General features: G+C 50.0%; 21 protein-coding genes. 11 read left to right on the top strand and 10 right to left on the bottom strand.

The window, feature by feature from the left end; all coding sequences use genetic code 11:
* Positions 1-74: 74 nt before the first annotated feature.
* Entirely contained in the window at positions 75-425 is a 351-nt protein-coding gene (locus A372_RS38330; RefSeq protein WP_083858713.1) for a transposase, read from the bottom strand.
* 243 nt (positions 426-668) lie between these two features.
* Between A372_RS38330 and serC the strand changes: the two genes are divergently transcribed.
* Together serC and A372_RS0102550 are read left to right on the top strand one after the other, a co-directional pair.
* Positions 669-1,763 (top strand): 3-phosphoserine/phosphohydroxythreonine transaminase, encoded by a 1,095-nt coding sequence (gene serC / locus A372_RS0102545; protein ID WP_019419275.1) that lies wholly within the window; start codon positions 669-671, stop codon positions 1,761-1,763.
* Positions 1,764-2,229: 466 nt separating this feature from the next.
* On the top strand, positions 2,230-3,033 hold the full coding sequence (locus tag A372_RS0102550) for a hypothetical protein (RefSeq protein WP_019419276.1): 804 nt from the start codon (positions 2,230-2,232) through the stop codon (positions 3,031-3,033).
* 82 nt (positions 3,034-3,115) lie between these two features.
* Here A372_RS0102550 and A372_RS0102555 read toward each other — a convergent pair whose 3' ends face one another.
* Positions 3,116-4,354, bottom strand: a complete 1,239-nt coding sequence (locus A372_RS0102555) for a lytic polysaccharide monooxygenase (protein WP_019419277.1) — start codon at positions 4,352-4,354, stop codon at positions 3,116-3,118.
* A gap of 252 nt (positions 4,355-4,606) precedes the next feature.
* Between A372_RS0102555 and A372_RS38970 the strand changes: the two genes are divergently transcribed.
* Positions 4,607-4,732: a hypothetical protein gene (locus A372_RS38970; protein ID WP_019419278.1), complete on the top strand. Its 126-nt coding sequence runs from the start codon at positions 4,607-4,609 to the stop codon at positions 4,730-4,732.
* Here A372_RS38970 and A372_RS0102565 read toward each other — a convergent pair.
* From A372_RS0102565 to A372_RS0102580, 4 genes are all read right to left on the bottom strand, one after another.
* Complete coding sequence (locus A372_RS0102565; RefSeq protein WP_019419279.1) at positions 4,729-5,439, bottom strand: response regulator transcription factor; 711 nt, start codon at positions 5,437-5,439, stop codon at positions 4,729-4,731. The genes A372_RS38970 and A372_RS0102565 overlap by 4 nt on opposite strands.
* Positions 5,440-5,569: 130 nt before the next feature.
* On the bottom strand, positions 5,570-5,932 hold the full coding sequence (locus tag A372_RS0102570) for an HsmA family protein (RefSeq protein ID WP_019419280.1): 363 nt from the start codon (positions 5,930-5,932) through the stop codon (positions 5,570-5,572).
* Positions 5,933-6,251: 319 nt separating this feature from the next.
* On the bottom strand, positions 6,252-9,413 hold the full coding sequence (locus tag A372_RS0102575) for an MMPL family transporter (RefSeq protein WP_019419281.1): 3,162 nt from the start codon (positions 9,411-9,413) through the stop codon (positions 6,252-6,254).
* Positions 9,410-9,868: a MarR family winged helix-turn-helix transcriptional regulator gene (locus A372_RS0102580; RefSeq protein WP_036703075.1), complete on the bottom strand. Its 459-nt coding sequence runs from the start codon at positions 9,866-9,868 to the stop codon at positions 9,410-9,412. The genes A372_RS0102575 and A372_RS0102580 overlap by 4 nt, the downstream gene beginning before the upstream one ends.
* Positions 9,869-10,081: 213 nt before the next feature.
* Here A372_RS0102580 and trmL point away from each other — a divergent pair, with 213 nt between their 5' ends.
* On the top strand, positions 10,082-10,546 hold the full coding sequence (gene trmL / locus A372_RS0102585) for a tRNA (uridine(34)/cytosine(34)/5-carboxymethylaminomethyluridine(34)-2'-O)-methyltransferase TrmL (RefSeq protein ID WP_019419283.1): 465 nt from the start codon (positions 10,082-10,084) through the stop codon (positions 10,544-10,546).
* A gap of 333 nt (positions 10,547-10,879) precedes the next feature.
* Positions 10,880-11,128, top strand: coding sequence for an AbrB/MazE/SpoVT family DNA-binding domain-containing protein (locus tag A372_RS0102590; protein WP_019419284.1), 249 nt, complete (start codon positions 10,880-10,882; stop codon positions 11,126-11,128).
* A gap of 506 nt (positions 11,129-11,634) precedes the next feature.
* Here the strand turns inward: A372_RS0102590 and A372_RS0102600 are convergent.
* Together A372_RS0102600 and A372_RS0102605 are read right to left on the bottom strand one after the other, a co-directional pair.
* The gene (locus A372_RS0102600; RefSeq protein WP_019419286.1) at positions 11,635-12,702 is read right to left on the bottom strand and encodes a phosphodiester glycosidase family protein; all 1,068 of its coding nucleotides are present in this window, start codon (positions 12,700-12,702) and stop codon (positions 11,635-11,637) included.
* A 17-nt stretch (positions 12,703-12,719) separates the two neighbouring features.
* Positions 12,720-13,130: a hypothetical protein gene (locus tag A372_RS0102605; RefSeq protein ID WP_019419287.1), complete on the bottom strand. Its 411-nt coding sequence runs from the start codon at positions 13,128-13,130 to the stop codon at positions 12,720-12,722.
* A 218-nt stretch (positions 13,131-13,348) separates the two neighbouring features.
* Here A372_RS0102605 and A372_RS0102610 point away from each other — a divergent pair, with 218 nt between their 5' ends.
* Together A372_RS0102610 and A372_RS0102615 are read left to right on the top strand one after the other, a co-directional pair.
* Positions 13,349-15,739 (top strand): sensor histidine kinase, encoded by a 2,391-nt coding sequence (locus tag A372_RS0102610; RefSeq protein ID WP_019419288.1) that lies wholly within the window; start codon positions 13,349-13,351, stop codon positions 15,737-15,739.
* Between the two features lie 152 nt (positions 15,740-15,891).
* Positions 15,892-17,103: an aminotransferase-like domain-containing protein gene (locus A372_RS0102615; RefSeq protein ID WP_019419289.1), complete on the top strand. Its 1,212-nt coding sequence runs from the start codon at positions 15,892-15,894 to the stop codon at positions 17,101-17,103.
* 57 nt (positions 17,104-17,160) lie between these two features.
* On the opposite strand, the gene A372_RS0102620 is transcribed toward A372_RS0102615, so the two are convergent.
* Positions 17,161-17,976 carry a DUF2161 family putative PD-(D/E)XK-type phosphodiesterase gene (locus A372_RS0102620; RefSeq protein WP_019419290.1) on the bottom strand — a complete coding sequence of 272 codons (816 nt, stop codon included), beginning with the start codon at positions 17,974-17,976 and terminating at the stop codon, positions 17,161-17,163.
* A gap of 370 nt (positions 17,977-18,346) precedes the next feature.
* Here A372_RS0102620 and A372_RS0102625 point away from each other — a divergent pair, with 370 nt between their 5' ends.
* Both A372_RS0102625 and A372_RS0102630 read left to right on the top strand, forming a co-directional pair.
* Positions 18,347-20,242: a PrkA family serine protein kinase gene (locus tag A372_RS0102625; RefSeq protein ID WP_019419291.1), complete on the top strand. Its 1,896-nt coding sequence runs from the start codon at positions 18,347-18,349 to the stop codon at positions 20,240-20,242.
* A 341-nt stretch (positions 20,243-20,583) separates the two neighbouring features.
* Positions 20,584-21,156 (top strand): DUF2199 domain-containing protein, encoded by a 573-nt coding sequence (locus A372_RS0102630; RefSeq protein WP_019419292.1) that lies wholly within the window; start codon positions 20,584-20,586, stop codon positions 21,154-21,156.
* Positions 21,157-21,311: 155 nt separating this feature from the next.
* Here A372_RS0102630 and A372_RS0102635 read toward each other — a convergent pair whose 3' ends face one another.
* On the bottom strand, positions 21,312-22,127 hold the full coding sequence (locus A372_RS0102635; protein WP_019419293.1) for a DUF368 domain-containing protein: 816 nt from the start codon (positions 22,125-22,127) through the stop codon (positions 21,312-21,314).
* Positions 22,128-22,298: 171 nt separating this feature from the next.
* Here A372_RS0102635 and A372_RS0102640 point away from each other — a divergent pair, with 171 nt between their 5' ends.
* Both A372_RS0102640 and A372_RS0102645 read left to right on the top strand, forming a co-directional pair.
* Entirely contained in the window at positions 22,299-22,928 is a 630-nt protein-coding gene (locus A372_RS0102640; RefSeq protein ID WP_019419294.1) for a TetR/AcrR family transcriptional regulator, read from the top strand.
* Positions 22,929-22,940: 12 nt separating this feature from the next.
* Positions 22,941-23,402, top strand: a complete 462-nt coding sequence (locus A372_RS0102645; RefSeq protein WP_019419295.1) for a DUF4188 domain-containing protein — start codon at positions 22,941-22,943, stop codon at positions 23,400-23,402.
* Positions 23,403-23,691 lie beyond the last annotated feature (289 nt).

Below are 23,691 nucleotides of genomic sequence, written 5' to 3' on the forward strand. Positions count from 1 at the left end.
GTGACAATTGCCGGCGGTCAGTTCAAAGCGCAGCGGATTTCCCAGCGCGTCTACAACTGCATGGATTTTGGTCGTTATTCCGCCTCTGGAGCGTCCGATCGCCTGTAATTGCTGCCCCCTTTTGCCCCCGCTCCGTGCTGGTGGACACGAACTATGGTGGCATCGATCATGATATTTTCGAAGTCGGGGGATATAGAGACGTGCTCCAGAACTTGATCCCGAACGCCAGCTATCTGGCAGCGGCGGAAACGGGTATACACGGTCTTCCATGAGCCATAGTGGTCAGGCAAATCCCTCCACGGCGCACCGGACCGGGCCACCCATAACATGGCGTTTAGCATCATTCGATTGTCCTTGGCTTTTTTGTCCGCCTTGGGGTTTTCGTTCTGGCGGTAGTAGATCTTTGATCCGCTCCCATTGATCATCGCGTATTTCGTATCGTCTTCTCATACGCTAAGTTACCCTGTTTTGGAGCGTTTTTATAGTTTGAAGACACGCTCTAGATGCTGCTCTGCATGCACTAACGGAGATTTCCGTACTGGAAACGCGACAGGGGATGCAGGGGAACGCAGACTTTTTTGCGTTACCTCCTTGAAGCGGGAACCAATTGCTGCTATGATTATCGATAAAATATTCGATAGACAAGAACACGAAGGTGGGAGAAACCGATGGAACAACATCAACGCGCGTACAACTTTAATGCCGGTCCGGCTGCATTGCCGCTGGAAGTATTGAAGCGGGCTCAGTCCGAATTCGTCGACTTCCGTAGTCAAGGCATGTCCATTATGGAAATGTCACACCGCGGCGCCGTCTACGAACAGGTTCACAATGAAGCGAAGCAATTATTGAAGGAACTGCTCCACATTCCTGAAGGCTACGACGTGTTGTTCCTGCAGGGCGGGGCGAGTACGCAGTTCGCCATGGTGCCGATGAACTTGCTGGCAGGCGGCAAGGTTGGCGCATACGTCAATACAGGGAGCTGGGCGAGCAAGGCCGTGAAGGAAGCGGAGCTTATCGGCGAGACACAAGTAATTGCCTCTACCGAATCCGACCGATTCATGCGCATGCCGACACCGGAGGAGATTGTTGCGCCGGAGAACGCTGCATATGTTCACATCACCTCCAACGAAACGATTGAGGGGACACAGTTCGCGACTTATCCAGATACGGGGGACGTGCCTCTGATTGCCGATATGTCGAGCGACATCCTCTGCCGTCCGGTGGACGTGTCGAAGTTCGGCATGATTTACGCGGGCGCACAGAAGAACCTGGGCCCATCAGGCGTCACAGTCGTCATCGCGAAGGAAGAGCTGCTTGCGAACAGCCCTAAGACGATTCCATCCATGCTTCGTTATAGCATCCATCATAATAACAATTCACTATACAATACGCCGCCTTCCTTCTCCGTATATATGGTCAATCTCGTGCTGCAATGGTTGAAGGAGCGCGGGGGCTTGGAACAGGTCGAGCGGGATAATCAAGCGAAAGCCGAGCTGTTGTACGGCACCATTGATAACAGCGGCGATTTCTACCGGGGCTGCGCAGCGCGCGACAGCCGTTCCATCATGAATGTCACCTTCCGTCTAGCGGATGAGGAGCTGGAGAAGGCGTTCATCAAGGAAGCCGGGGAAGCAGGCTTCGTCGGCCTGAAGGGACACCGCAGCGTCGGAGGCTTGCGCGCTTCCATCTACAATGCTGTACCGTATGCGAGCTGCGAGGCGTTGGCCCAGTTCATGAAGCAATTCCAACAGAAGAACGGATAATGATTGGTAAATTGGTATGTGCCCTGCAAGGTTTTCTTGCGGGGTATTTTTTATTTTAGTAGATATTTTTTTCAATAAAAGGGTAAGTATTTCCCCTTTGTCTCAACCTGCATTGGATTTTGTGCAATGAAACAGCAGCTTATACCTCTTAATAGTAGGTTACATTGGAATTCGTACAGTGTTTTGCCACTCTTTCCGCACCAATCTCCGAAAACAGCCGGATCTACTGGACAAAATACAGCCAAATGCCGTTCAACCGTTCAAATCGGACATTTTACTGTACCATTTCCAATGGAACATCCTTCGATCAAGGTCGTTAACAAATAAATAGTGAACGAGGTCATATAACATCCTAAATTTTGTATTCTCTGATATAATGAAGTAGGTGTATGTGCCTAAGGGCAGGAAGGAAGGCCGTGCATATCCAAATAGGTACATACAGAAATAAAGGGACGTAAGGAGAGCCATGAGTCTCATTAATGAATTATATACCTATACTAAAGCAAATCCAGTGTTCTCTTTAATAATAACCTTTATTATTTCAGCTCTTGTATGGCTATATAATGAGAGTAAAAATATAATACAAGCTGAAAACAAGTTAGAGCGAGATGAAATCAATAAGAAGTTGCAAATCTACGGCGGACTGGAAAGCACAATATCCTTATTTATCAAGACAAAGTCCAAAGAAAGTGAAATGAAACTGTTTGAGATGATCGGAAATTCAGCGCCAGTTGTCTCAGATAAAATAAGGAACGTGATTGTTGATTATTTTAAGGATTATGATGAGAACAGATTAAAGCTGCTGCTTGTTTTTATAGAACTTGAGATAAAAGAATTGAGACAAAACAATACCGCTCTCCTATCAGAAAATAAATCAGATGAAATTGATAAATTTATGAGGAAGCTAGCACAGCCAGCAAAACCAATTTTGTTTTTATTATTTGTCGTATGTATTTCATTTTTCTCCCTTTATTATTGGCTGCGTTCGGATTCGTGGTTTGAAAGGTTTAACTATATGTGCGGCACTTTCTCAATTGTGTTGGGGGCCTTATTATTATTTTGGTTTTTAAAAGAGTTGATAACAAATAAATTAAAGCTTCAAAACAAATATATTATATTGCTATTGATCATTTCGTTAAGTCCTGTTGTTGCTATTTTTGTTAATGAAATATTCTTCCTGATAACGATTGTTCAGGTAGTAACTCTTTATGCAACGGGAAGAATCAAGCGAAATGAAAAGAAAATAATGAAATACGAATCGTTCCAGTGAAACACGAATTATCAAACTGCATTCACTAGAAAAAAGAGCCCACTCAAAGCATCACCTTGAATGGGCTCTTTCGCTTGCTGCCTTATTGTGCGGCCTTCCACACGTCGGCGCGGCCAGGCTCTTCGCCCCGCGTCCACCAACGCGCACTATAGACGGCGCCATTATGCTTGACCTGGTCTCCGCCTGTATAGGCTTTGTCTTTGTTCCAATCCAAGACGACGTCGCTGACCAGTTTCCATGCATCCGACACATCTGGCTCGTTGTTCTGTGTCCAATATAACGCTTCATACTCTAAGTCCTTATATTCGACCCGGTCACCGCGGTTATATACTTTGCTTGCTTCCCAAGCAGACGTGCCCGGAAGCGGCGGATTTCCGCCGTCACCGCCATCACCGCCGCCATCGCCGTCGTCTTTTATCGTGCTGACTGTAAGCGGCGCGGAGAACGGCGACTTGTTGTCGGCGCTGTCCACGGCGCGAACCGTATACGTATAGGACGTATTCGGCGTCAGCCCGGCATCTTCGTAAGAAGTCTGGGTCGTGGTTCCAATCAAGACTCCGTTGCGGTGCACTTCATATGCTTTTATTCCGTTCGGTGCTGTAGCTGCTGACCAGTTAATTGCGATCGATGTTTGGGTTTGGGATGGAGACGCGACGTTGCCAGGGGCAGTAGGGGCTTGTTCGCCCGTACCGTCGTTCACCAGATTGACATCGATGACTTGGTAGAACGCATTGCCGGTATCCGCGATTTCCCAGACGCCGAGAATCAGATGATACCCGCTGCGATCGGTCGGCACGCTGCATTCATGCGTCACGCTGTTCGGCGGTCTCTTGCCGCCGTCGTCGATGGAGCAGAACGGCACCTGCTCAAGGTCGGCGCGGGTCAATGGCTTATTCGGGTCCCAATCCTTCTTCGTGATATAGTAGTTCCATTTGGCCGTCGCGTGCGGCGCAGTCAAATGCCACTTGAACGTGTTTTTGCCGCCCTGAAGCGCGACTTTGTGCCAACGATCGGCAGTCTGTTCATTGAGCTCCGCAAATACGCCGCCGCCGGCGATTTGGCCATCCGCTGGGCCGCCTTGCGGGAAGGAACCCTTTCCTTCTACGCTTTGCGGCTCATATTGCACCTGTCCACAGTCCTTGTTTAATCCTTGCTTGCACAATACGGCGCGGCTGGCCGGAGACTCGATGTAGCCATGAGCCGAAGCGCTTTCCGCAAAGATCAGCGTGCAAGCCAGGCCGAGCGCCATGAGCCCAAAAGCTGCAAACAGGGGAGATACTCTCGAGATTAGATGATTCCAAATACGTGGTTGTGTCACCATTTCTGCCTCCTTGTTATGTATTCTCTATCATTATAAAGATAAGCGCTTAAATTTAAGCATTCTATTAGTATCAATTCATATGAACGTATATTCCTATTTTTTTGAATAGATCTCAAGTGCTAGGCTGAGAGGAAGGATGCAGAAGAAATAGAGGCAATATGGCGAATAGCCTAAAGATTCGGGAAGCCTTTGTCGATATGAATTAGATATCCAATATTTGTATTATCCCGCTAAATGAGGTGACTAAATGCGTTGGATGAGGGTGTAGAGCTGGAATCCGCCGTACATGAACAACAAATTCCCCGCCTGCTCGGGGAAACAGGCGGGGAATATATCGGAAATGAGGGACATTCAATTGAAATCCCGCGCTGGCACTAAGCCAGAATGCGCCGGGACGGCTCCGTCAGCTTATAGCCGACGTTGCGGATTGTCATAATATATTCAGGGCTGCGCGCGTTCTTCTCGATTTTATCGCGCAGGTGGCTGATATGAACATCGACGATACGCGTATCGCCAAGAAAATGATAGTCCCACACGCCATGCAGCAGCTGCTGGCGGCTGAGCACTTTGCCGCGATGCCGGCAGAGGAAGACGAGCAGCTCGAATTCCTTCGGAGTAAGCTCCACCTTGCGGCCACTCAGCTCCACTTCCCGTTGATCGGCCATGACGGTCAAGCAGCCAATCTCGAACACGCGGCCGTCGTCGGAGAGCGGCAAGGAACGAATGCGCCGCATCACTGCCTGAATTCGGGAAATGAGCTCCTGCGGAGAAAAAGGCTTTGTCATATAATCATCGGCTCCATTATCGAGACCGTGTATTTTGTCGCCTACTTCCTGCATCGCCGTCAGCATAATAATAGGAACCATGTTGTTCAGCTCGCGCAGCTTGCGGCACACTTCCAGCCCGTCGCTCTTCGGCAGCATGCGGTCCAGAATGATGAGGTCCGGACGGAAGGTTGACAGCACGTCGAATACCGCTTCTCCATCGTATACGCACAACACATCATAGCCAGCCAATTTCAAATTATATTCAATGAGGGTAGAGATGGATGGTTCGTCATCAACAACTAATATTTTTGATTTCATAGCAGTCCCTCCCGCAGTTCAATGATTTCAGTGTCGGAGTCATGTCCTCACGACCGTCTATCACTATTATGAAGGGCTTTCGTCAGCGCCATATTAAGCAAACGTAAACTGGATGTAAAAAAAAGTGGAATTACGTCATGCTCATGACAACGCCGATAAGGTATGGAACGAGCCACAGCCCCCATACGGTCAAGCTGAATTTATGGAACCGGCGCTGCGAAGCCGCGCTGCCTTTCCATTTGACAAGAGCGGCCCATACCGCATGAACGAGCATCAAAATCAGGGCTGCAAGTCCGGTTAGCGCATGCAGCGGATTTCCGCCGTCCCCAGCGAGAAGGCTCATTAACGAGGTGCCGGTTGTATCGCAGACAAGACCGAGCAGGAAGAAGAAGAGATGTTTATGTTGCAAAGCGCCCGCACGTTTTTCTCCCCATACCCCAATCGTGTAAAAAACGAGCGCCAAATTAATAAATATGACTGCCAATGCCAGCATGTGTGTCTCACTCCCAGTTGTGTAATTGGTTAGCGGCATCTGTTCATCCCATAACGGTGTGCCCTATAGTCTAATCATAGATCGGTTTTATGAATCGAATATGAATGGAAGATTACAAGCTTTCGGTTCATGAGAGTGAGAGAGTAATAGAGCTTGTAACGACGTGTATGGCGCTCGCAGCATTGAAAGGAATGTGGCGTCTAGAAACCGCGGCCTTTCGGATATTTGAACAAAAGAGCCTGCTGGGCGTTTCCCAACAGGCTTGCTTAGAATATCATTATACTTGGGCATGATGTCTACAACGTTATGCCAATATGAGCTATGCGCTTAAGCTATCTCTTTTCTGCTCCGCTTCACGCTTTACGCCGAACGGCCACCAGTTGGCAGAGCCAAATGTTTTGACCATGACCGGCACGAAGAATGGGAGCAGCAGAAACGTGTACAGTAGAAGACCCGACAGCACGACGGTAGCGATCTGCATCATCGACAGCACGCCTGACGGGTAAAACGAGGCGAACGTGCCGCCAAGAATGATGACGGCAGAGATAATGACCGTTCCCATGTTCCGCATCGCGAACAGAATAGCGTCCTGCACGTCGAGATGCTTGTTCTCGTTGAACCGTTCCATCAAGAAGATGCTGTAGTCGACCCCGAGCGCCATCAGCATAACGAAGCCGAAGAACGGAGTCGCCCAAGTGACGCCGGAATAGCCCAGTATATCGACGAATATTAGCTCCGTCACGCTCATTGACGTGAAGAACGTCAGCAAGAGCGATGCAATGATATACAGCGGCATGACAATGGAACGGAACAGAATGATGAGTATGAGCAGAATGCCGATTAGCATATAGACGACCGTCCGTGTGTAATCTTCACCGGACATCTGCTTCAAGTCAGCGAAGGTGCTGGACACACCGCCCATGGCAATGTCAGCCTGTTGAAGCACAGTGCCCTTGACGGCCCGTTCGACGGCCGTGTCCACCTGAGAGACCCGATCGATGGCAGGGGTGCCATACGGGTTGTCGGCGAATACGACATCCAGCGTCATGACGCGGCGGTCTTCCGACAGGTACAGGTCGAGTGCTTGACGGAACGCTTCGTTCGTCAACACTTCGTCCGGTACGAACCAGCCGCCCAGCTCCTTGTCAGACGACGAGCCGACTTGATTCAAGTAATCGTTGGCAGATTTCAAGCCGCCGGATATTTGCGACAAGCCGTCAGCGCTCTGCGTGAGGCCGTCCGTAAGCTGGCCGATCTGGTCGTTCAGCTGCGCGAAGCCGCTGCTAATTTGCTTCTGCCCCTGCTGCAGTTGGTCCAGCCCGTTAATGATAGCCGGCACCTTGCGAATAATCTGGCCTTGACCGTTGGCCGCTTGCTGCAGACCAGTCTCCAGTTGGCCGATGCCGGCGATCAACTCATCGAAACCGTTAGCCAGTGCAGATTGGCCGGCTGCGGCTTGCTCGTAGCCTTGGTTCGCCTGCTTCATTCCGGCGTTGACCTGCGCGAGCTGTGTCTCTACCCCGCCAAGGGCGGCGGATAATTGGCCTGATCCTTGACCTGTCTCTATCACCGTACTGCGGATAGTTAAGTAATCCTCATCCTGAAGGAGCTCTGGATAACGGCCTTCCAAGCCGGCGAAGCGGGTGTTCAATGACTGCAGCGCTTGCGCGATGCCGCCCACTTGCTGCTTCATCTGGCCCAGTCCGGATTCCAGTTCGCCCAGACCGCCGCCGATCTGCTGGTAGGTAGCCAGCAGCTGCTTATGTGCTTGCGCCAATTGCTGCGCGCTATCCTTCGCCTGCTTCAATCCGGCTTTCAATTGGCCGGCCCCCAGCGAGCCGTCCTTGATGCCTTGCTCAATTTGGCCAAGACCGCTGCCCAACTGCGTAATGCCGCTCTTCAGCTGGGCGGTTCCTTCGCTTAACTGCCCGGTGCTGGCAGCCGCTTCCTTCAGCTTGGGCTCGTTCTTGCTCAACTCGCTGCTCGCTTGAGACAGTCCGCTGTGTATATCCTGCAGCCCTTTGCTGCCCTCGGTCAAGCCGCTCTCCAGCGACTTTACCTGTTCGGCAACATGGAAGTTTTCGATTTCATCTCCTGCTGGACGGCTCAAGCTGCGTACGCTGGACACGCCATCCACCTTGAGAATTTCACGGCTAATCTTCTCGGCGAGGCCCATATATTCCGCATCCTTCAACGGACTCTCGCTTCGGATGACGATTTGGGTAGGCATCGATTCGCCCGGATCGAAGCTGTTCGAGATGATGTTATACGCCTTAACAGATTCATAGCTATCGCCAATTTCCTCGAGGCTGTTGAACGAGACAGCGCCGCTATACGTAAACAGGAAAGGAGCGATTACAGCAGCCACAATTAGGAAGGCGGCCAGCGGGCGGCGGACGGAGAATGAACCGACCGCACCCCAGAGGCGGCTTTCTTTATGCTCAATCGACTTCTTGGCCGGCCAGAACAGCTTCTTGCCGAGCACCGCCATGAAGAATGGTACGACGGTTAAGAGCGCGAGCAGCATGACGGCGATACCGATGGCGACGGCGACAGCGGAGCGGTACAGAATGAACTGTGACAGCCCGATGACCGAGAAGCCGACGAGGACGGCGATACCCGAGAACAAGACGGTCTTACCGGCTGTGCGGTAGGTCGTCACTATCGCGTCCCACGGGTCGTCGTGATGGGCCAGCTCTTCTTTGTACCGGCTAATCAGAAGAATGCAGTAGTCCGTCCCGATTCCGAATAAGACGGCCACCATAAAGATTTGCGTAAACGTCGAGATCGGAAAATCCACGCCATCCACCAAAAAGGCGACGATCGACTGCGAGATAATGTAGCTTAGCCCGACCGTCATGAGTGGAATGAAAGCCGCGACGAACGAACGGAAGACGACGAACAAGATCAATAAAATAAAGATGACGGTAATGATTTCTGACTTCTTCAGCCCTGCCTGCGAGCTGACGATCTGATCGTGGTCGATCATGTGCCGGCCTGTCATGTAATGCTCGACGGAGATCGATTTTAACTCGTTCGAGATCTGCTCGCCAATGTCCACGGCGTTCAGCTTCTCCGTGTTGACGTTGAGCGAGGTCAGCACGGTCTGGCCGTCCTTCGAGATGAGCTTATCTGTCAGCTCTGGCTGTGCATACGGATCAAGCATGGAGACGATATGAAGCGTGTCTTTACGACGAGTCAGATCTTGAATCGCTTGCTTAATCTCTTGCGTATTTTTATCGGTCAGTCCGCTTGGATTATGAAAGACGAGCGCGATCTGCGATTCATGCGCATTGCCGTTGGCGGCAGATACTTCATTGAGTATGTGCTGCGCCTGAGCTGATGGGTATTTGTCTGGAACGGCGATCGTGCCTTTTTCTTTGACGAGCTCGCTTAGGGAAGGGGCTGCGATGAACAAGACGACGGCTGCTGCGATCCAGATCGAGATGACGGCCCATCTTGCCTTTAATATCGTTCTCATGCCCGCGACCTCCCCTCCGACATCAAGCGAGCCAGCTTCTCGTAAGTACCGATGAACGTCTCTACTTCCGTCTCGTCAAAATGAACGAGGTAGGAGGCCACGATATCCTGCACCTTTTGATCCGCTTGCTCGTAGATGCTGCGCCCGAGCTCCGTCAAGGAGAGCACGACGAGACGCCGGTCCTCTTCGTCGCGTGTTCGCACGATGAAGCCCCGGTCCACGAGGCGCGTGATGATGGCGGTAATGGAGCTTTTCACGACCTTGAAAATGTCGGCGAGATCGGTGGAGGTGCAACTGCCGCGTTGGTGAATCACGCACAGAATTTGAAATTGCTCTGGCGTTAATTGCTCTGGAATGGCCTCGCCAATCTCGTTAAACAAATGCTTCATGACGGTAAATTCGGCGTTAATGTATCGATTGATTAATGACTTCGGATCCCGGTTCACGCTCCTCATCCCCTCTTTGTCCAAATGGTTCACTAGTCGAACTATTCGATGATAGAACTATCATAAAATGAGCCAAACTCCTTTGTCAAATCGATCCAGACGGATGTTGATTTTCCTCTTGGGAAGCTTCGTGATCAAAAGCGGACTTCCTGTAAAGATAAAAAGACGCGATCATTGTCATATGGTGTATAATAATGAGGAAGAATGTGAGGTGAACAGGAGATGGCTCTTCATATTGTGCTCGTGGAACCGGAAATTCCAGCCAACACGGGAAATATCGCGCGTACGTGCGCTGCAACGGGAACGCATCTGCACTTGGTCCGGCCGCTCGGCTTCCGTACGGACGATGCCACGTTGAAACGGGCCGGTCTTGATTATTGGTACGCGGTAACGATCGATTACCATGACTCGTTCCAAGAGTTGAAGGACAAATACGCGGATGCGCGTTTTTTTTATGCCACGACGAAGGCAGACAAACGGTACAGTGACTTTCAGTTCCGTGACGGCGATTTCTTCGTGTTCGGCAAAGAAACGAAGGGGCTGCCCCCGGAAATTATCGAGGCGAACCGTGATACGTGCATGCGCATGCCGATGACGGATAAAGTGCGGTCGCTCAATCTATCCAATTCGGCGGCGATTATCGTATACGAAGCGCTGCGGCAGCTTAATTATCCTAATCTACAGTAAATCAGCGGGACCTTGTCCTTCCGTATGACGATATCTTTCAACCCATGCGGAAGGACGTCGGCCTGCGATGAAGGTCGCACTAAGCTATCGGATTATTTTACTATGCAGCTTGCAGGATTAGGTATTTTATACTAGATTCGATAAAACAAGTAAATGATGTTCGGACTCGATGCCACTGCCCTTTTTTGCTACTTAATACGTAATTACAAAAAATAATAAAAAACGAAACGAATTGACAAATTTCAGCAGGATTTTTGCTAGGTACATAGAAGTAGTAGTGGCAGAGTTTTCAAGGGTAAGCATGAGAATAGAAATACAAGAGAGGTGGAACTGATGAAACCTGCCGGTGTAGTCCGTAAAGTTGACCAATTGGGACGCATTGTTTTACCTAAATCACTGAGGAAGCGTTACCAGATGAACGAGGGGGATCCAGTCGAAATTTTAGTGCAAGGCGATCATATTATTTTAGAACGCTATCGTCCTAAATGCGTATTTTGCGGCTCAATGGATGGTGTGTCCGAATTTAAAGAGCGCTACATATGTTCGCAATGCATGAATGAAATGATGTACTTAGCACGGTAAAAAAGAGTAGGGAGCATCCTCATTCGGTGGTGCTCCTCTTTTTTTGTTATCGGATACACATGCGTTTACTTCGTCAGCTAGAAGACATAGGCGGTGCCAACGCAGTCTATTTTCGACCTCCGGACAATAAATGCTAGCTTCTGTCACACCGTCTATCCATCATGATCGAGCTTATGCAGCAGCTGTCAGGCATGGTCGTCCTCGTGCTGATTTCCAGTTCCCGTATCAGTCTGCGGTCCTATGCGCACAACAAAAAAACTTCCCAAGCAGGGAAGTTTCTTCGTCTTACAAACCATTTGTTTTGTCATCGTTGTAACCTGCCGTGAAGATGGCGGTCAAGAACAGTACGAAAACGAGCATGATAATCCAAAAAGTAACGGACATGATACGCACACCTCCAGTAACTGTTACTATTATAACCAAGACATGCCAAAAAGAAAATGGAAAAGGTGTGAATTTTGGCACGGTATGTAAGCGCATCACATGTTATACTTATTTGTTTTGTTCTATTTGAAGAATAAAAAGTGTGTCGGCAGCGGACGAAGCTCGCCATCTGACGGACTATTGACGACCCTTCCGTTAAAGACCAGAGTAGAGGAGCCGCCCCCGTCTAAGTTGTAGGCGTCAATGACGCCTAGGTTAGACAGCTTCTTCTGAAGTTCTTCGAGCGTTGCGCCTGAGCTTCCGTTCTCGTTATAGCCGTCGGTCACGAGGATGAGCAATTGGTCATCCTTATAGTTCCCGATGACGGTGCGCGGAGCACGGAGTGGTGAAGTCCGCCATTTCTCTGGAATGGTCAATTTCGCTCCGTTCTTCAGCAGAGCGGGAACGAAGGTCGCTCCGGATTGCGGATCCAAGGAATCCAATTCTGACTGATCCGAGAACTTGCCGCCGATAAGCCGTCCGACACTATCCAATCCGACAAAAGCCAAATCTTTGAAGGTCGGTTCGAACGAGCTTACATATTTGCCGTTCATAACGGTCGTTCCCAACGGATAGCGTTTGCCGCCTCCGTCGGCAAAGCCGCCTGCATTAATGCCAGCAACTGCCCCATAGCGGGTAACGGCATGCATCGTCGTCTCGGAGCCGCCATATTTATCGTATCCAAGCGTCAAGCGCATCGCCTTCGGATCCTTAAGCTTGATCTTCATTGCGTATCCGCGATAGGTTGGCTGATTGATCGCGAACAATTCGGCATGCAGCTTGTCACTGTTGACGCGCTCCTTCGGTGTTCCTAACCGGGAGGTGATGCGCCGATCATATATTTGCTCTGGACGCTTCGCTTGAGCGCTTGCCGTCTTGACCAGATCGTTCATCGTCGACGTTGTGCGTTGATAGAGCGTTGCCGTGCGGCGAACAGATTCTATCGTAAATTCCGCTGTCTTGCTGGCCTGATCCAAGCCGCCCACGAGCTTGGCCTGCTTCTCGTTCCATGCGGCTGGTTCCTCCAGCGGCTTCCATTCCAAATCCAGCGAAGCGGTCAAAGAGGAGGAGAGCATCCATATCATCATGCCCAGAAAAGGGGCGGTCATCAGCATGAACAGCCGATTGACTTGTTTTACTTGCAGCTTCATCTTATCCGCCTCACTTATTACTTAAGCAACTCCATTTTTTTCTGCAGCACGCTTAACTGTTTTTTCACTTCGTTCAATTGCGTATACAGCTTGTTGCTGTTATCGGTCTTGTTCGATGCGTTATCTTTCGTAAACGTGAGCAATTCATTGAACGATTCGACTTTGCTTTGCATCGCGTCCAACTTCTTGTTCAACTCGTTTAGTTGCTTCTCATACGATAACTTAACTTGTTGCAACTGGGCATCGGTCTGCTTCTGCAGATCCTGAAGCATGGTTGTCTTCATGTGGTTGCTATAAAAGTACGTAGCCGTCACGCCAATCGCTATCATGACTACCCAGAACAGAAGAAACCATTTGGCGCTTGCTCCGCTCGTCTTCGTCCGGGTGCGACGTGAGGTGTCGCTGTCCGTATTTACTGATGGCTGCATGTCTAATCACCTCGAATGAAGTCGATGGAATCTGAATAATACAATTTCAAAATAAATATTATATCATTCTAGCATGTATTCTAGCATTTTTCGCAAGAAAGATGCAAAATTCATACAAAAAAGTCATTGATGTTATAGTTGGGGTTCGATACAATCGGTATATATTTGTAGAAATATGTCGGTTAAGCTCGTCTTTTGGTCTAGTCAGGGGTGACAACTTGGGAAAGAAAGATAGACTTGCATATCATTCGAAAACGATTACTAAAATAGGCTTGGTCGCGCTTGTTGTTCTACAATGTTGGTTTATCCACGTAACGTTCTTGTATCCGCACCTGGGAATCAAGCTGGAGGTTCAGCAAGGGCAGTGGAGGATTGCCGGGTTTGATAACGAGAATATTTACATCAAACATACGATGCAGATAGGCGATACCATTCGTAGCATTAACGGCATACCACCAGAGGATTATCCGACAGTCCGTAGTTGGCACATAATCGAGCAAGCCGATTATATTGAAGTCGATCAACTGGGCGAGATCAAGCTCATTAATGTGGGACATGAACCGCGCCATCCGTACACGGACATTATTCCATTGGCCAGTGAGATTGTACTGCTGCTGCTAGCGGGGCTGGTATGGTGGAGGGATTCTTCGACGAAGACAATGAATATGCTATCTATACTCTTTGTCATTATGGGTACGGTATACATGAGTATCGGGGCTGCGCTGCGCGGTGATATTTGGGGGCAAATCACGATATCGAGCGTTGTGGTCCTGTTTCCGATCGTGCTATATCATTACTTGCTGCAATTTTTTCAAGAGAAAGCGGGCATCATCTGCTCCAAACGATGGCTTCAGATCTTATACAGCGTGGCACTGCTTCAGTTTGCGGTGAAATTCATTTATTTTCTTCCAGGTGACTTCTACTCCTTCTATGTTGTTGACAACGCTTTGAAAGAGCTCCTGTTCAGTGCCGGCCTCGGGTCGAACCTGTGCTGGTTTGCGTTCATGTCGTATCGGCACAAACGGCAATCGCCGCAATTATGCTCGGTTATCCGTTACATGTGGATCTGGATTTGCATTGCATTTGCGCCGCTTCTCTTTTTGTCTTATTTACCGATGATGTTGGGCTTTGAAATGTTGATACCATCTTTGCTGACAAGCTGGTTCGCGCTCACACTTCCATTGTGTTTCGTTTATTTGAACCAGTTTAAACAGTTGTCAGACATTGAGATGATTTTAAAACGAATGGTGTCCGTCGTCCTGATTGCGATGGTGCCGGGTGCGCTTATCGTCGGCTTGAACGCAGTGATTTTTGTCGAGCGTCATACTTTCATACATCACCTGTTCAGCTTTGGCTTTATCGTAATTATTCTGGCCATGCTGCTATATTCCTACCCGTTCTTTCATCGGAAATTAATTACGGCGATATATCCGGACAACGTCATGCTGAAGCAATCGCTCCAGCGGATTACGCAGCAGTTGAATGCGCTCGATACGATGGAAGCTTGGAGTCAAGCGATTCTGTGCGCGATGATCCAGACCTTGCAGGTGAAAGGTGCGGCAATCATCATTAAAAACCCGCATAACGATATCGAGTTGTATGCGGAAGGGGAACTGGACGTTCAAGAAATAGAGAGGAAGGTGCGTTCAGGCAAGTTGCAATCGGAGACGTCCTCTTGGTTCGAAGTGGAGCGGCATGACGCCTACGCGGCCCATCTGATGCTAACGAAGAAACAGAACGGGGACGAATTAAATATGGAAGAAAAAGAATGGGTGCGGCAGGTCATCAGCTATATGAATATCGGTATGAAAAAAGTAATGACGATTCAGAAGCTGAAGGAGCAGAATCAGCGATTAAAGCTGCATGCCAATCATGAGGCGTTGTCTTCCAAAGCTCCCGGCACGTGGATGGTCCACACATTGTTCGAATCACAGGAGCAGGGCTGGACGAAGCTGGCCAAATCGCTGCAGTGCAGTGTTATGCAGCCGCTGCATGAAGCAAGCCTTGAGTTGGAGGCGATGTATCGATCCGTTGGCCCTGATGAGTCTGCATCACTTCGGCAAGTCGGGCATCGCTTGGATGAGGTCAACATGAAGCTGCGTCATCTTTGCCTGTCATTGCAGCCGAAGCTAATATTAACGGCAGGGTTGAGCAATGCCATTCGACAGTATATTGAGCTGGAGTTCCAAGAATTGAAGGACCGCATCCATTTCGATGTAGACAATCAAGTGATGGTCGATGCGCAGCTCCCTTCGTTCAAGCTGCATCTATTCCGAATCGTACAGGAATTGCTGATGAATGCGCGGAAACACGCGTTTGCAGCGCACGTTCATCTGTCGCTTGCAGCTTCGGACGATCAAGTGGTCGTCTGTTATCAAGATGATGGCGTCGGGTTCGATCCGGATGTCGTGTTCAGCAGCGAGGAGAAAGTTCGAGGCTTGAAGCAGCTGCGGGCACGCGTGTTCATGCTGAAGGGAACGATGGACTGGAATGCGGCGCCAGGAGAAGGCGCCAGTGGGGAAATTCGGATTCCGTTCTCAGATGTGACGGTACTGCCCAACTCAGTGGAGGTACCCATACCATACGTAAGCGGCGGAAGTATCCGTTAACGATGACGTCGGTTGTTGCTAATGATACTTCCGAGCTTGTTGGCTCTAGTTCCTTTATATGCAAGAATGAACTGGGAGCGTCATCCATTTAACCCGTTGCATAAAAAATGCGATGGGTGTATGATTTTTGAAATAGGAAGGGGCGATAGACGGTGCAATACTCATTTTCAAAGCGCATTCAATCGGTTGAAAGCTCGGCTGTACGCGATATTTTGAAATTAACTCAAGGAAAGTCAATCATATCCTTTGCCGGAGGGCTTCCAGCTGAAGAATGGTTCCCTGTAGATGCGATTCGGAATGCTTCGGAGCGGGTATTCCGCCAAGGTCCGCAAGCGCTGCAATACGGCTTGACGGAAGGGACGTTGAGCCTGCGGGAGCGTCTGGCCGTCCGCTTGGGAAGCCAACGCAACATTCAGGCTGAAGCGGATGAATTGCTGATCACTTCGGGATCGCAGCAGGCGATAGACTTATTCACCAGAGCAATGCTTGATCCAGGGGATGTCGTACTCGTAGAGAATCCGACATACCTTGCTTGTCTGCAGGTGCTTGGAATGTACAATGCACGCGTCATTCCAGTGGAAAGCGATGATAAAGGCATGGTGCCTGAGGACTTGGCGGCCAAGCTGAAGCAGCATCAACCGAAATTCGTCTACGTCGTGCCGACCTTCGGCAATCCGACCGGCCGCGTCTGGAGCTTGGAACGGAGAGAAGCGCTGCTCCGCTTGTGCCGCGAACACGAAGTGTTAATTCTCGAAGACGATCCGTATGGAGACCTGCGCTTTACTTCCGATCGCGTGCCGAATATCGCGGCGCTGGAAGGACGGACGGATGATAGAATCGTCGCTTATACGAGCACATTCAGTAAGACGGTCGCACCGGGACTGCGTACCGGTTGGATTGTCGCCGACGAACGGATCATCCGTATGATGGCGCGTGCGAAGCAGTCTTCAGACCTCCATTCCAGTGTTCTGGATCAGCTTATCTTAAGCGAGATGCTGCTGCCGGAAGTGTTCAACCTAGACGACCATATTCACAAGCTCTCGGCGGTCTACAAAGAGCGGATGGAGACGATGGCGACAGAATTGCAAAAAGACATGTGGCGTGATACGAAATGGAATACGCCGCAGGGCGGCATGTTCTTCTGGGTTGAGCTGCCGGAGGGCTTGGATGCGCAGACCTTACTGAAATGTGCGGTGGAGAAGGGCGTTGCCTTCGTACCGGGCACATCCTTCTATGCTGGAGAGCCGAAGCGCAACACGATGCGCCTGAACTTCTCATTCGCCCAGCCCGAGACTATCCGTACCGGGATGGAGCGGCTGACTGAAGCGGTATCTGAATTTTTCGGCCGTTACTCAAGCGTATAATGCGTATGACTATGTGCAAGCGGACGTATCGTACCGTACGCTTGCACTGGCACCTGTCTAACATGGTGACAAGCCAGGTAGCCGCGCTATAATGTGAGCATAACGTGTCAATGCTTCTTGCCCATCAGGGGTTAAGGCATACACGCCGTGGTTGACCCTGACGAACCAGCCGTAATAATTGCGCTGCAAGATGGCAGCCGCCTCACCGACCCCAGTGCGGTCGCGAACGATGGATGCCTTCATGGCGCCATCCCGCAGTGCGGCGCCTACGCGGAGCGCCTTCTCCCGATAAGCCGTCACGAGCGGCTGCTTCGTAATTCCGCCGACGTTGTAATCCCCGCTGCGCGCGGAAAATTCCCGTACAAGCTTGGCGGCACGCGTCTTGATCGGCTTCGTAGCCATATAGATGCCGTCATCGTTGCCTGGCTCGCACATGAGCTCCACGAACGGCGGCTTTCGTTTATAGAACGTGACCATGATGAGCCCGAGACCGAGCTTGCGGCACAGCTGCCGCAGCGCGCTGACGGGATGGCTCTTGCCTGTCACTTTCTTTTTCTCCACCGCTACATATACCTGTGAGGACAGCTTCAACCGCTCTAACCCCTGCAGCACAAGTGTAAGATTGAAGGAAGATTTCAATTCTACGATGACGGGCTCCTCATCTGCGGCGTCTGGCCTCAATGCAACGATATCGCAATGACGCACCTCGCTCCGCACCTCGTACCCTTGCGCCTCAAAATAAGCTTTGAGCGGCGCATACAGATCCGACTCTTTGCGGTTGCCCTTCTTGCGCTCGGTTTCCTGTTCTTCCATCGGAGCGGATGTATTCTGCTCGCGTATCATTTCTCCCTGAAGCTCATGTAAGGACACCATCGACCAATTCCCCCTTGCCCACTCACTCTTCAACCATCATTTTCAACCGATGAAATTCCCGTGCGATTGCTGTCTGCGGAACCATTATAACACGGCATGAGCACAGTCCGCCTTTCTCTGTGCCCAGCTCCAAAAATTCGTGATATTAAAGAGCTCGGTCCGCATAGGTATGTAATACACTATTTTTTTATCTGTTGTTGGCTTAAATAAGACAAAAGCCTAGTTGGTTGCGAAGGTGAATGCATACAACATAGAGAGACCATTTAAGAAGTGAGTGTTCAAAAAGGTCACTAACCCCAAGAACAGACAGAAAGATGTGGCGGCGATGGAGGGCTGTGTTGCAAATCGGGAGCATTGGAGGTTTAGAGGGATGGACATATTCAAACGGATTGCTGAGCACCGAGCCGAGAGCGAACGATTGGCCTGGACCGGATCATTTAAAGAATACGTCGAGTTGCTTCGTCACGATCCCGCACCAGCGATGACGGCTCATGCACGCGTGTATGAGATGATTGCCTCATACGGTGTGGAGGAAGTCGACGGGCATAAACGATATAAATTTTTTGAAAAAGAAATCTTCGGTCTGGATCGTGCGATTGAAAAATTAGTGGAAGAATACTTTCATTCTGCTGCGAAACGATTGGATGTGCGCAAGCGGATTCTACTCTTAATGGGTCCGGTAAGCGGCGGGAAATCAACGCTTGTCACGATATTAAAGCGGGGTCTCGAGCAGTTCTCGCGCACCGAACGTGGCGCAGTCTACGCGATTAAGGGATGCCCGATGCATGAAGAGGCTCTACATCTGATCCCGCATGAGCTAAGAGCGGATGTAGAGAAGGAGCTTGGCGTTCGTATCGAGGGCAACCTATGCCCATCCTGCCAGATGCGGCTCAAAACCGAATTCAATGGCGATATTGAGAGCGTGGAAGTGGAGCGGGTGCTGGTATCTGAGGAGAACCGCATCGGTGTCGGCACATTTAGCCCATCTGATCCGAAGTCGCAAGATATTGCTGATTTGACGGGCAGCATCGATTTCTCCACGATTACGGAATTCGGATCGGAATCCGATCCGCGCGCATACCGCTTCGACGGAGAGTTGAACAAGGCGAACCGGGGCTTGATGGAATTTCAAGAAATGTTGAAGTGTGACGAGAAGTTTCTGTGGAATTTGCTCTCACTAACGCAAGAGGGGAACTTCAAGGCAGGGCGGTTCGCGTTAATCTCGGCGGATGAAATGATCATTGCGCATACGAACGAATCCGAGTATAAGGCTTTTATTTCCAATAAGAAAAATGAAGCGCTGCAATCACGGATGATCGTGATGCCGATTCCGTACAATTTGAAGGTATCAGAGGAAGAAAAGATTTATTCGAAGCTTATCGGGCAGAGCGATATGAGCCATGTGCATATAGCGCCGCATGCGCTCAAGGCGGCTGCCATCTTCTCTATCTTGACCCGTCTGAAGGAGACGAAGAAGCAGGGCATGGACCTCGTCAAGAAGATGCGCATGTATGATGGCGAGGAAGTGGAGGGTTATAAAGAGAATGATTTGAAGGAAATGCAGAGCGAGTTCACGGAGGAAGGCATGTCCGGAGTGGATCCGCGTTATGTCATCAATCGCATCTCCAGTGCACTCATTAAGCAGGATTTGCAATGCATTAATGCATTGGATGTGCTGCGGGCGATGAAAGACGGCCTGGATCAGCACGCTTCGATTACGAAGGAAGAGCGGGAACGGTATCTCAATTTTATTTCCGTGGCGCGCAAGGAATACGACAATCTGGCTAAGAAGGAAGTGCAGAAGGCGTTCGTCTATTCGTTCGAGGAGTCGGCGAAGACGTTGTTCGAGAACTATTTAGACAACATTGAGGCATTTTGCAACTGGAAAAAGATCCGCGACCCGCTGACCGACGATGAGATGGAGCCGGACGAGAGGCTAATGCGCTCCATTGAGGAGCAAATCGGAGTGTCGGAAAATGCGAAGAAAGCGTTCCGTGAGGAAATTTTGATTCGTCTGTCGTCCTATTCTCGCAAAGGTCGAAAATTCGATTACAACAGCCATGATCGGCTGCGTGAAGCGGTCGAGAAGAAGCTGTTCGCTGATCTGAAGGACATCGTCAAGATTACCACATCGACGAAGACGCCGGACGAGAACCAACTGAAGCGTATTAACGAGGTGTCGGCCCGCCTTATGGAGGGGCATGGTTATTGCCCGGTATGCGCGAACGAACTGCTTCGCTATGTGGGCAGTCTGCTGAACCGTTAGCAAGCAAAACATGACGCAGTATGATCCCCTCGATTCAGAGGGGATTTTTTTGCTCCCGTTTCTCAAATCATGGCATGAAGCGGCTGATATAATGCCAGTATGATCACAGAGACTTGCTCTCTTTTGCCTATCGTTGATGGGGGTGAAGTGACGACCGGAACATGATACGATAGAAGCGTGCCGCGTATGTAAGCGGATTGAAAATAAGCCTAATTAAATTTCGACAACATTCGACATTTTGGTGTATAAATTTGTTGAATTATGTTGAAAATTGTTCACAATTTAACCACCACTCCTTTGCCACTTTATGCGTAAATGAATAGTGGAGGGAGTGGAGAGATATGGAAACCACAATACAGAAATATGCGAACAGCCAATCGCATGAAATGGGTAAGCTTCGGAGGCGGCACCGCATCAGGCTGCGCAAGCAGGGTGAACTATCTACAGGCAGTGTCTACACCGATTGTTCGGCCCCATTCTATGTGACGGAGATCGAACCATGGGAACGGGAAGAACGTTGCCGCTTGACGGCGGAAGAATGTATTATGGACGATCAATACTACTACGTTCACGGAAGTCTGACGGTCCCGTTCCGCAATGGCCGCGGACAGGTAAGCTGGGATGTCTGGGTGTTGATCAATCCGGAACATGTGTTACACGGAACGAAGAAGGACGTGCATTCCAAGCCTGAACAGGTGAAGGGGAGACTGTCGTCAGCCATACCGGGATATCCAGATACGCTTGCTTTACCCGTGCAGGTGACGTTCCATGCCAAATCGGCAACGCCTGAAATCAGTCTGGGGGAGACGGAGCACCCGTTGTATGAAGAACAGGAGCAAGGAATTACGTTTCAACGGTGGCTGGAATTACGTCCTCTGCATGTCAGCTATCATCGTTATACGGATGCGCAATAGATTGAAATACTCCATGAATGACTTCTTTAGCTATCATCAAATATTCCGCATGTGGAATATGGGCTTCACGGACAACCACACCCGTACATGCAACAAGGCACCCCGCCGATAGGACGAGGTGCCTTTGTTCATTGGATGGGAACGTTGCACATAATTTATTGCGGCTGCTGCTTACCCAAATACAGTGCGGCGATGAAGCCAATGATCAAGGTGAGCAGGCTGACGATGAGCGAGACCCAAGACCCTTGCAGTCCTGGATAAACAACGCCAAGCGAGCCGACGACCATCCCAATTATGATTGCGTACATAATGACCGGAAAGCTGGTCAGCAAATAGCGGATAAATTTGCTGCTCACGATAAATCCGACGATAACCCCGCTTCCGATTACCGCGATAAGTGGAATATCCAAGCTAGACAAGGCGTGGATCGCCGTCGGATACGCTCCAAGGAGCAGCAGGACGAATGAGCCGCTAATGCCTGGCAGAATCATGGCCATGCTTCCGAGCCAACCCGCAAAGAATAGGAATATGCCGGAGGATAGCGACAGCTCGATTACCGGACTGTGGTCTTCCGGTTTGAAGAAGCCCGTACAGGCGACCGCTGCGGCTGCTATAAGCAATATGACGTAATGGACAGGCTTGAAATTGCGAGATCCATCCGCTTCCTTCCATAAGAACGGAAGAATACCAAGAATAAGTCCCAGAAAGAAAAAGAAGGTCGGCTGTGGATGTTCAGCTAGCAGCCACTTCATCACTTTACTAAGAAGCAATAGCGCAGCGCCTACCCCGATTCCTAGCGGAATGAGAAATCCAAGATGCTTCTTCCACTCCCTGCTGAAAAATCCGCTAATAGCCGCAATTAATCTCTCGTAAAATCCAAGAATGACGGCAATGGTGCCCCCGCTCACTCCAGGAATAAGATCACTCGTGCCGATGAGCACCCCGCGAAATATATTTTTCCACTCAAACACATTTCTATCTCCTTTTCTACTTTCTCTTCTACTCTATGAAATCACATCCATTGTACAATCAATTCTCCTCCAAGTTCAAATATCTGCGGATTATTATTAAAAATTAACTTGAGTAAATTAATTAACTTGAGTATGCTTAAGTTAGATTAAGTTGTGCGAAAGGAGATGAATATGGAGAACATTTCACTCAGAGAACGCAAGAAAGCGAAGACGAAGCTGGCGCTCTATGAAGCGAGTTTAGAATTAATCGTTCACCAACCATTTCGCGACATGAAAGTGGAGGACATCTGCGCCCGTGCTGAAGTGTCGAAGGTAACATTCTTTAAGTGCTTTCCACAGAAAGAGGATATTCTCATCTACTACATGTGCGTCTGGCTGACGGGCCGCTGGCTCGAAATCGAGAAGCGCGGGCTGCGCGGATGGGAGACGGCTGAGCATTTGTTCGCCAGCGTTGCGACTGAGGATCAGAGAAGACCCGGCATGATGCTGCGGCTCATCGGACTGCTAGCGGAAGCGAAGATGCACCCGTGCATGCCTACGTTGAGCGATGCGGAAATTTCCCTCTTGTTCCCTGAAGAGAAGAGGCAGGCGAGAGCGGTGGACCCGCGGATGGATGTATTGATGGAGCGTATCGTGGAAGAGGCGAGGGCGGATGGACAGGCGAATACCGAACTCAGCGTCGAGCAGATGACGGCGATGTTGTTTACGATTTTTTATGGCGCGTATTTGACGGCCCATATTATGCAACGCCGTGATATTGTGCGCTGTTATGAGGAACATCTTAATATATTGAAGAAATGAGAGTGTGAGAGGATGAAGGTGAAGCTTGGCCGTTATGCGGCCCAAATGGATGGACCGTTCGTCGTCTTCATTATCGGAATGCGGATAAACCGGCTGTTTGCCTTTCGAAAATGGGTGCCCGTATTTCGAGCGATGCCGCGTATGATGAAGGAATTATACCAAGATAAGGAGCATGGATTTCTGCATGCTGAGTATTACATCGGGCGTAACGGACCGATGCTCATTCAGTATTGGCGTTCCTTCGAAGATCTGGAGCGCTATGCGAAGCAAGGATTCCATAAGGAGACGTGGCGCCAGTTCCATAAATCATATAAGGACGGCAGTGTTGGCGTATATCATGAAACATATCGGATGGAGCCGGGACATTATGAAGCGGTGTATAACCATATGCCGCCGACTGGACTCGGAAAAGCAGGAGAATTAATTCCGGCGGAAGGTGCGCATGATCGCGCGAGAGGACGAATGAACGCGTAACGGCGCGGATAAACCGAGATGGCGGAAATTATTTATTTCATGTGCATAAACATCCTACCTGTCTATCCATAATAACGATGAGTGCCGGGCGTAGTTCGGCCAAGTGAATAGCATAAGGAGGATATGGCATGACATACCAACAATTTCGGCAAAACAGTCAGGTTCCGTCTAGCGGTGCTGGGCTGTCTGGCGGTATCGTAGCTAGCACATACAGCGGCAACAACTCGGGTCCGTCCGGCAGCACGGCCAACCAAGGCGCGTACAACAACTTCAGTGGCCAAAGCGGCTA

It is taken from the genome of Paenibacillus sp. OSY-SE (genome assembly GCF_000283315.1).
In the GTDB taxonomy this organism is placed as follows: Bacteria; Bacillota; Bacilli; order Paenibacillales; family Paenibacillaceae; genus Paenibacillus_B; species Paenibacillus_B profundus.

Coding starts and splice junctions, on each gene's coding strand:
- A372_RS38330 (WP_083858713.1), bottom strand. CDS start 425: ATGATCAATGGGAGCGGATCAAAGATCTACTACCGCCAGAACGAAAAC.
- serC (WP_019419275.1), top strand. CDS start 669: ATGGAACAACATCAACGCGCGTACAACTTTAATGCCGGTCCGGCTGCA.
- A372_RS0102550 (WP_019419276.1), top strand. CDS start 2,230: ATGAGTCTCATTAATGAATTATATACCTATACTAAAGCAAATCCAGTG.
- A372_RS0102555 (WP_019419277.1), bottom strand. CDS start 4,354: ATGGTGACACAACCACGTATTTGGAATCATCTAATCTCGAGAGTATCT.
- A372_RS0102565 (WP_019419279.1), bottom strand. CDS start 5,439: ATGAAATCAAAAATATTAGTTGTTGATGACGAACCATCCATCTCTACC.
- A372_RS0102570 (WP_019419280.1), bottom strand. CDS start 5,932: ATGCTGGCATTGGCAGTCATATTTATTAATTTGGCGCTCGTTTTTTAC.
- A372_RS0102575 (WP_019419281.1), bottom strand. CDS start 9,413: ATGAGAACGATATTAAAGGCAAGATGGGCCGTCATCTCGATCTGGATC.
- A372_RS0102580 (WP_036703075.1), bottom strand. CDS start 9,868: ATGAGGAGCGTGAACCGGGATCCGAAGTCATTAATCAATCGATACATT.
- trmL (WP_019419283.1), top strand. CDS start 10,082: ATGGCTCTTCATATTGTGCTCGTGGAACCGGAAATTCCAGCCAACACG.
- A372_RS0102590 (WP_019419284.1), top strand. CDS start 10,880: ATGAAACCTGCCGGTGTAGTCCGTAAAGTTGACCAATTGGGACGCATT.
- A372_RS0102600 (WP_019419286.1), bottom strand. CDS start 12,702: ATGAAGCTGCAAGTAAAACAAGTCAATCGGCTGTTCATGCTGATGACC.
- A372_RS0102605 (WP_019419287.1), bottom strand. CDS start 13,130: ATGCAGCCATCAGTAAATACGGACAGCGACACCTCACGTCGCACCCGG.
- A372_RS0102620 (WP_019419290.1), bottom strand. CDS start 17,976: ATGGTGTCCTTACATGAGCTTCAGGGAGAAATGATACGCGAGCAGAAT.
- A372_RS0102625 (WP_019419291.1), top strand. CDS start 18,347: ATGGACATATTCAAACGGATTGCTGAGCACCGAGCCGAGAGCGAACGA.
- A372_RS0102630 (WP_019419292.1), top strand. CDS start 20,584: ATGGAAACCACAATACAGAAATATGCGAACAGCCAATCGCATGAAATG.
- A372_RS0102640 (WP_019419294.1), top strand. CDS start 22,299: ATGGAGAACATTTCACTCAGAGAACGCAAGAAAGCGAAGACGAAGCTG.
- A372_RS0102645 (WP_019419295.1), top strand. CDS start 22,941: ATGAAGGTGAAGCTTGGCCGTTATGCGGCCCAAATGGATGGACCGTTC.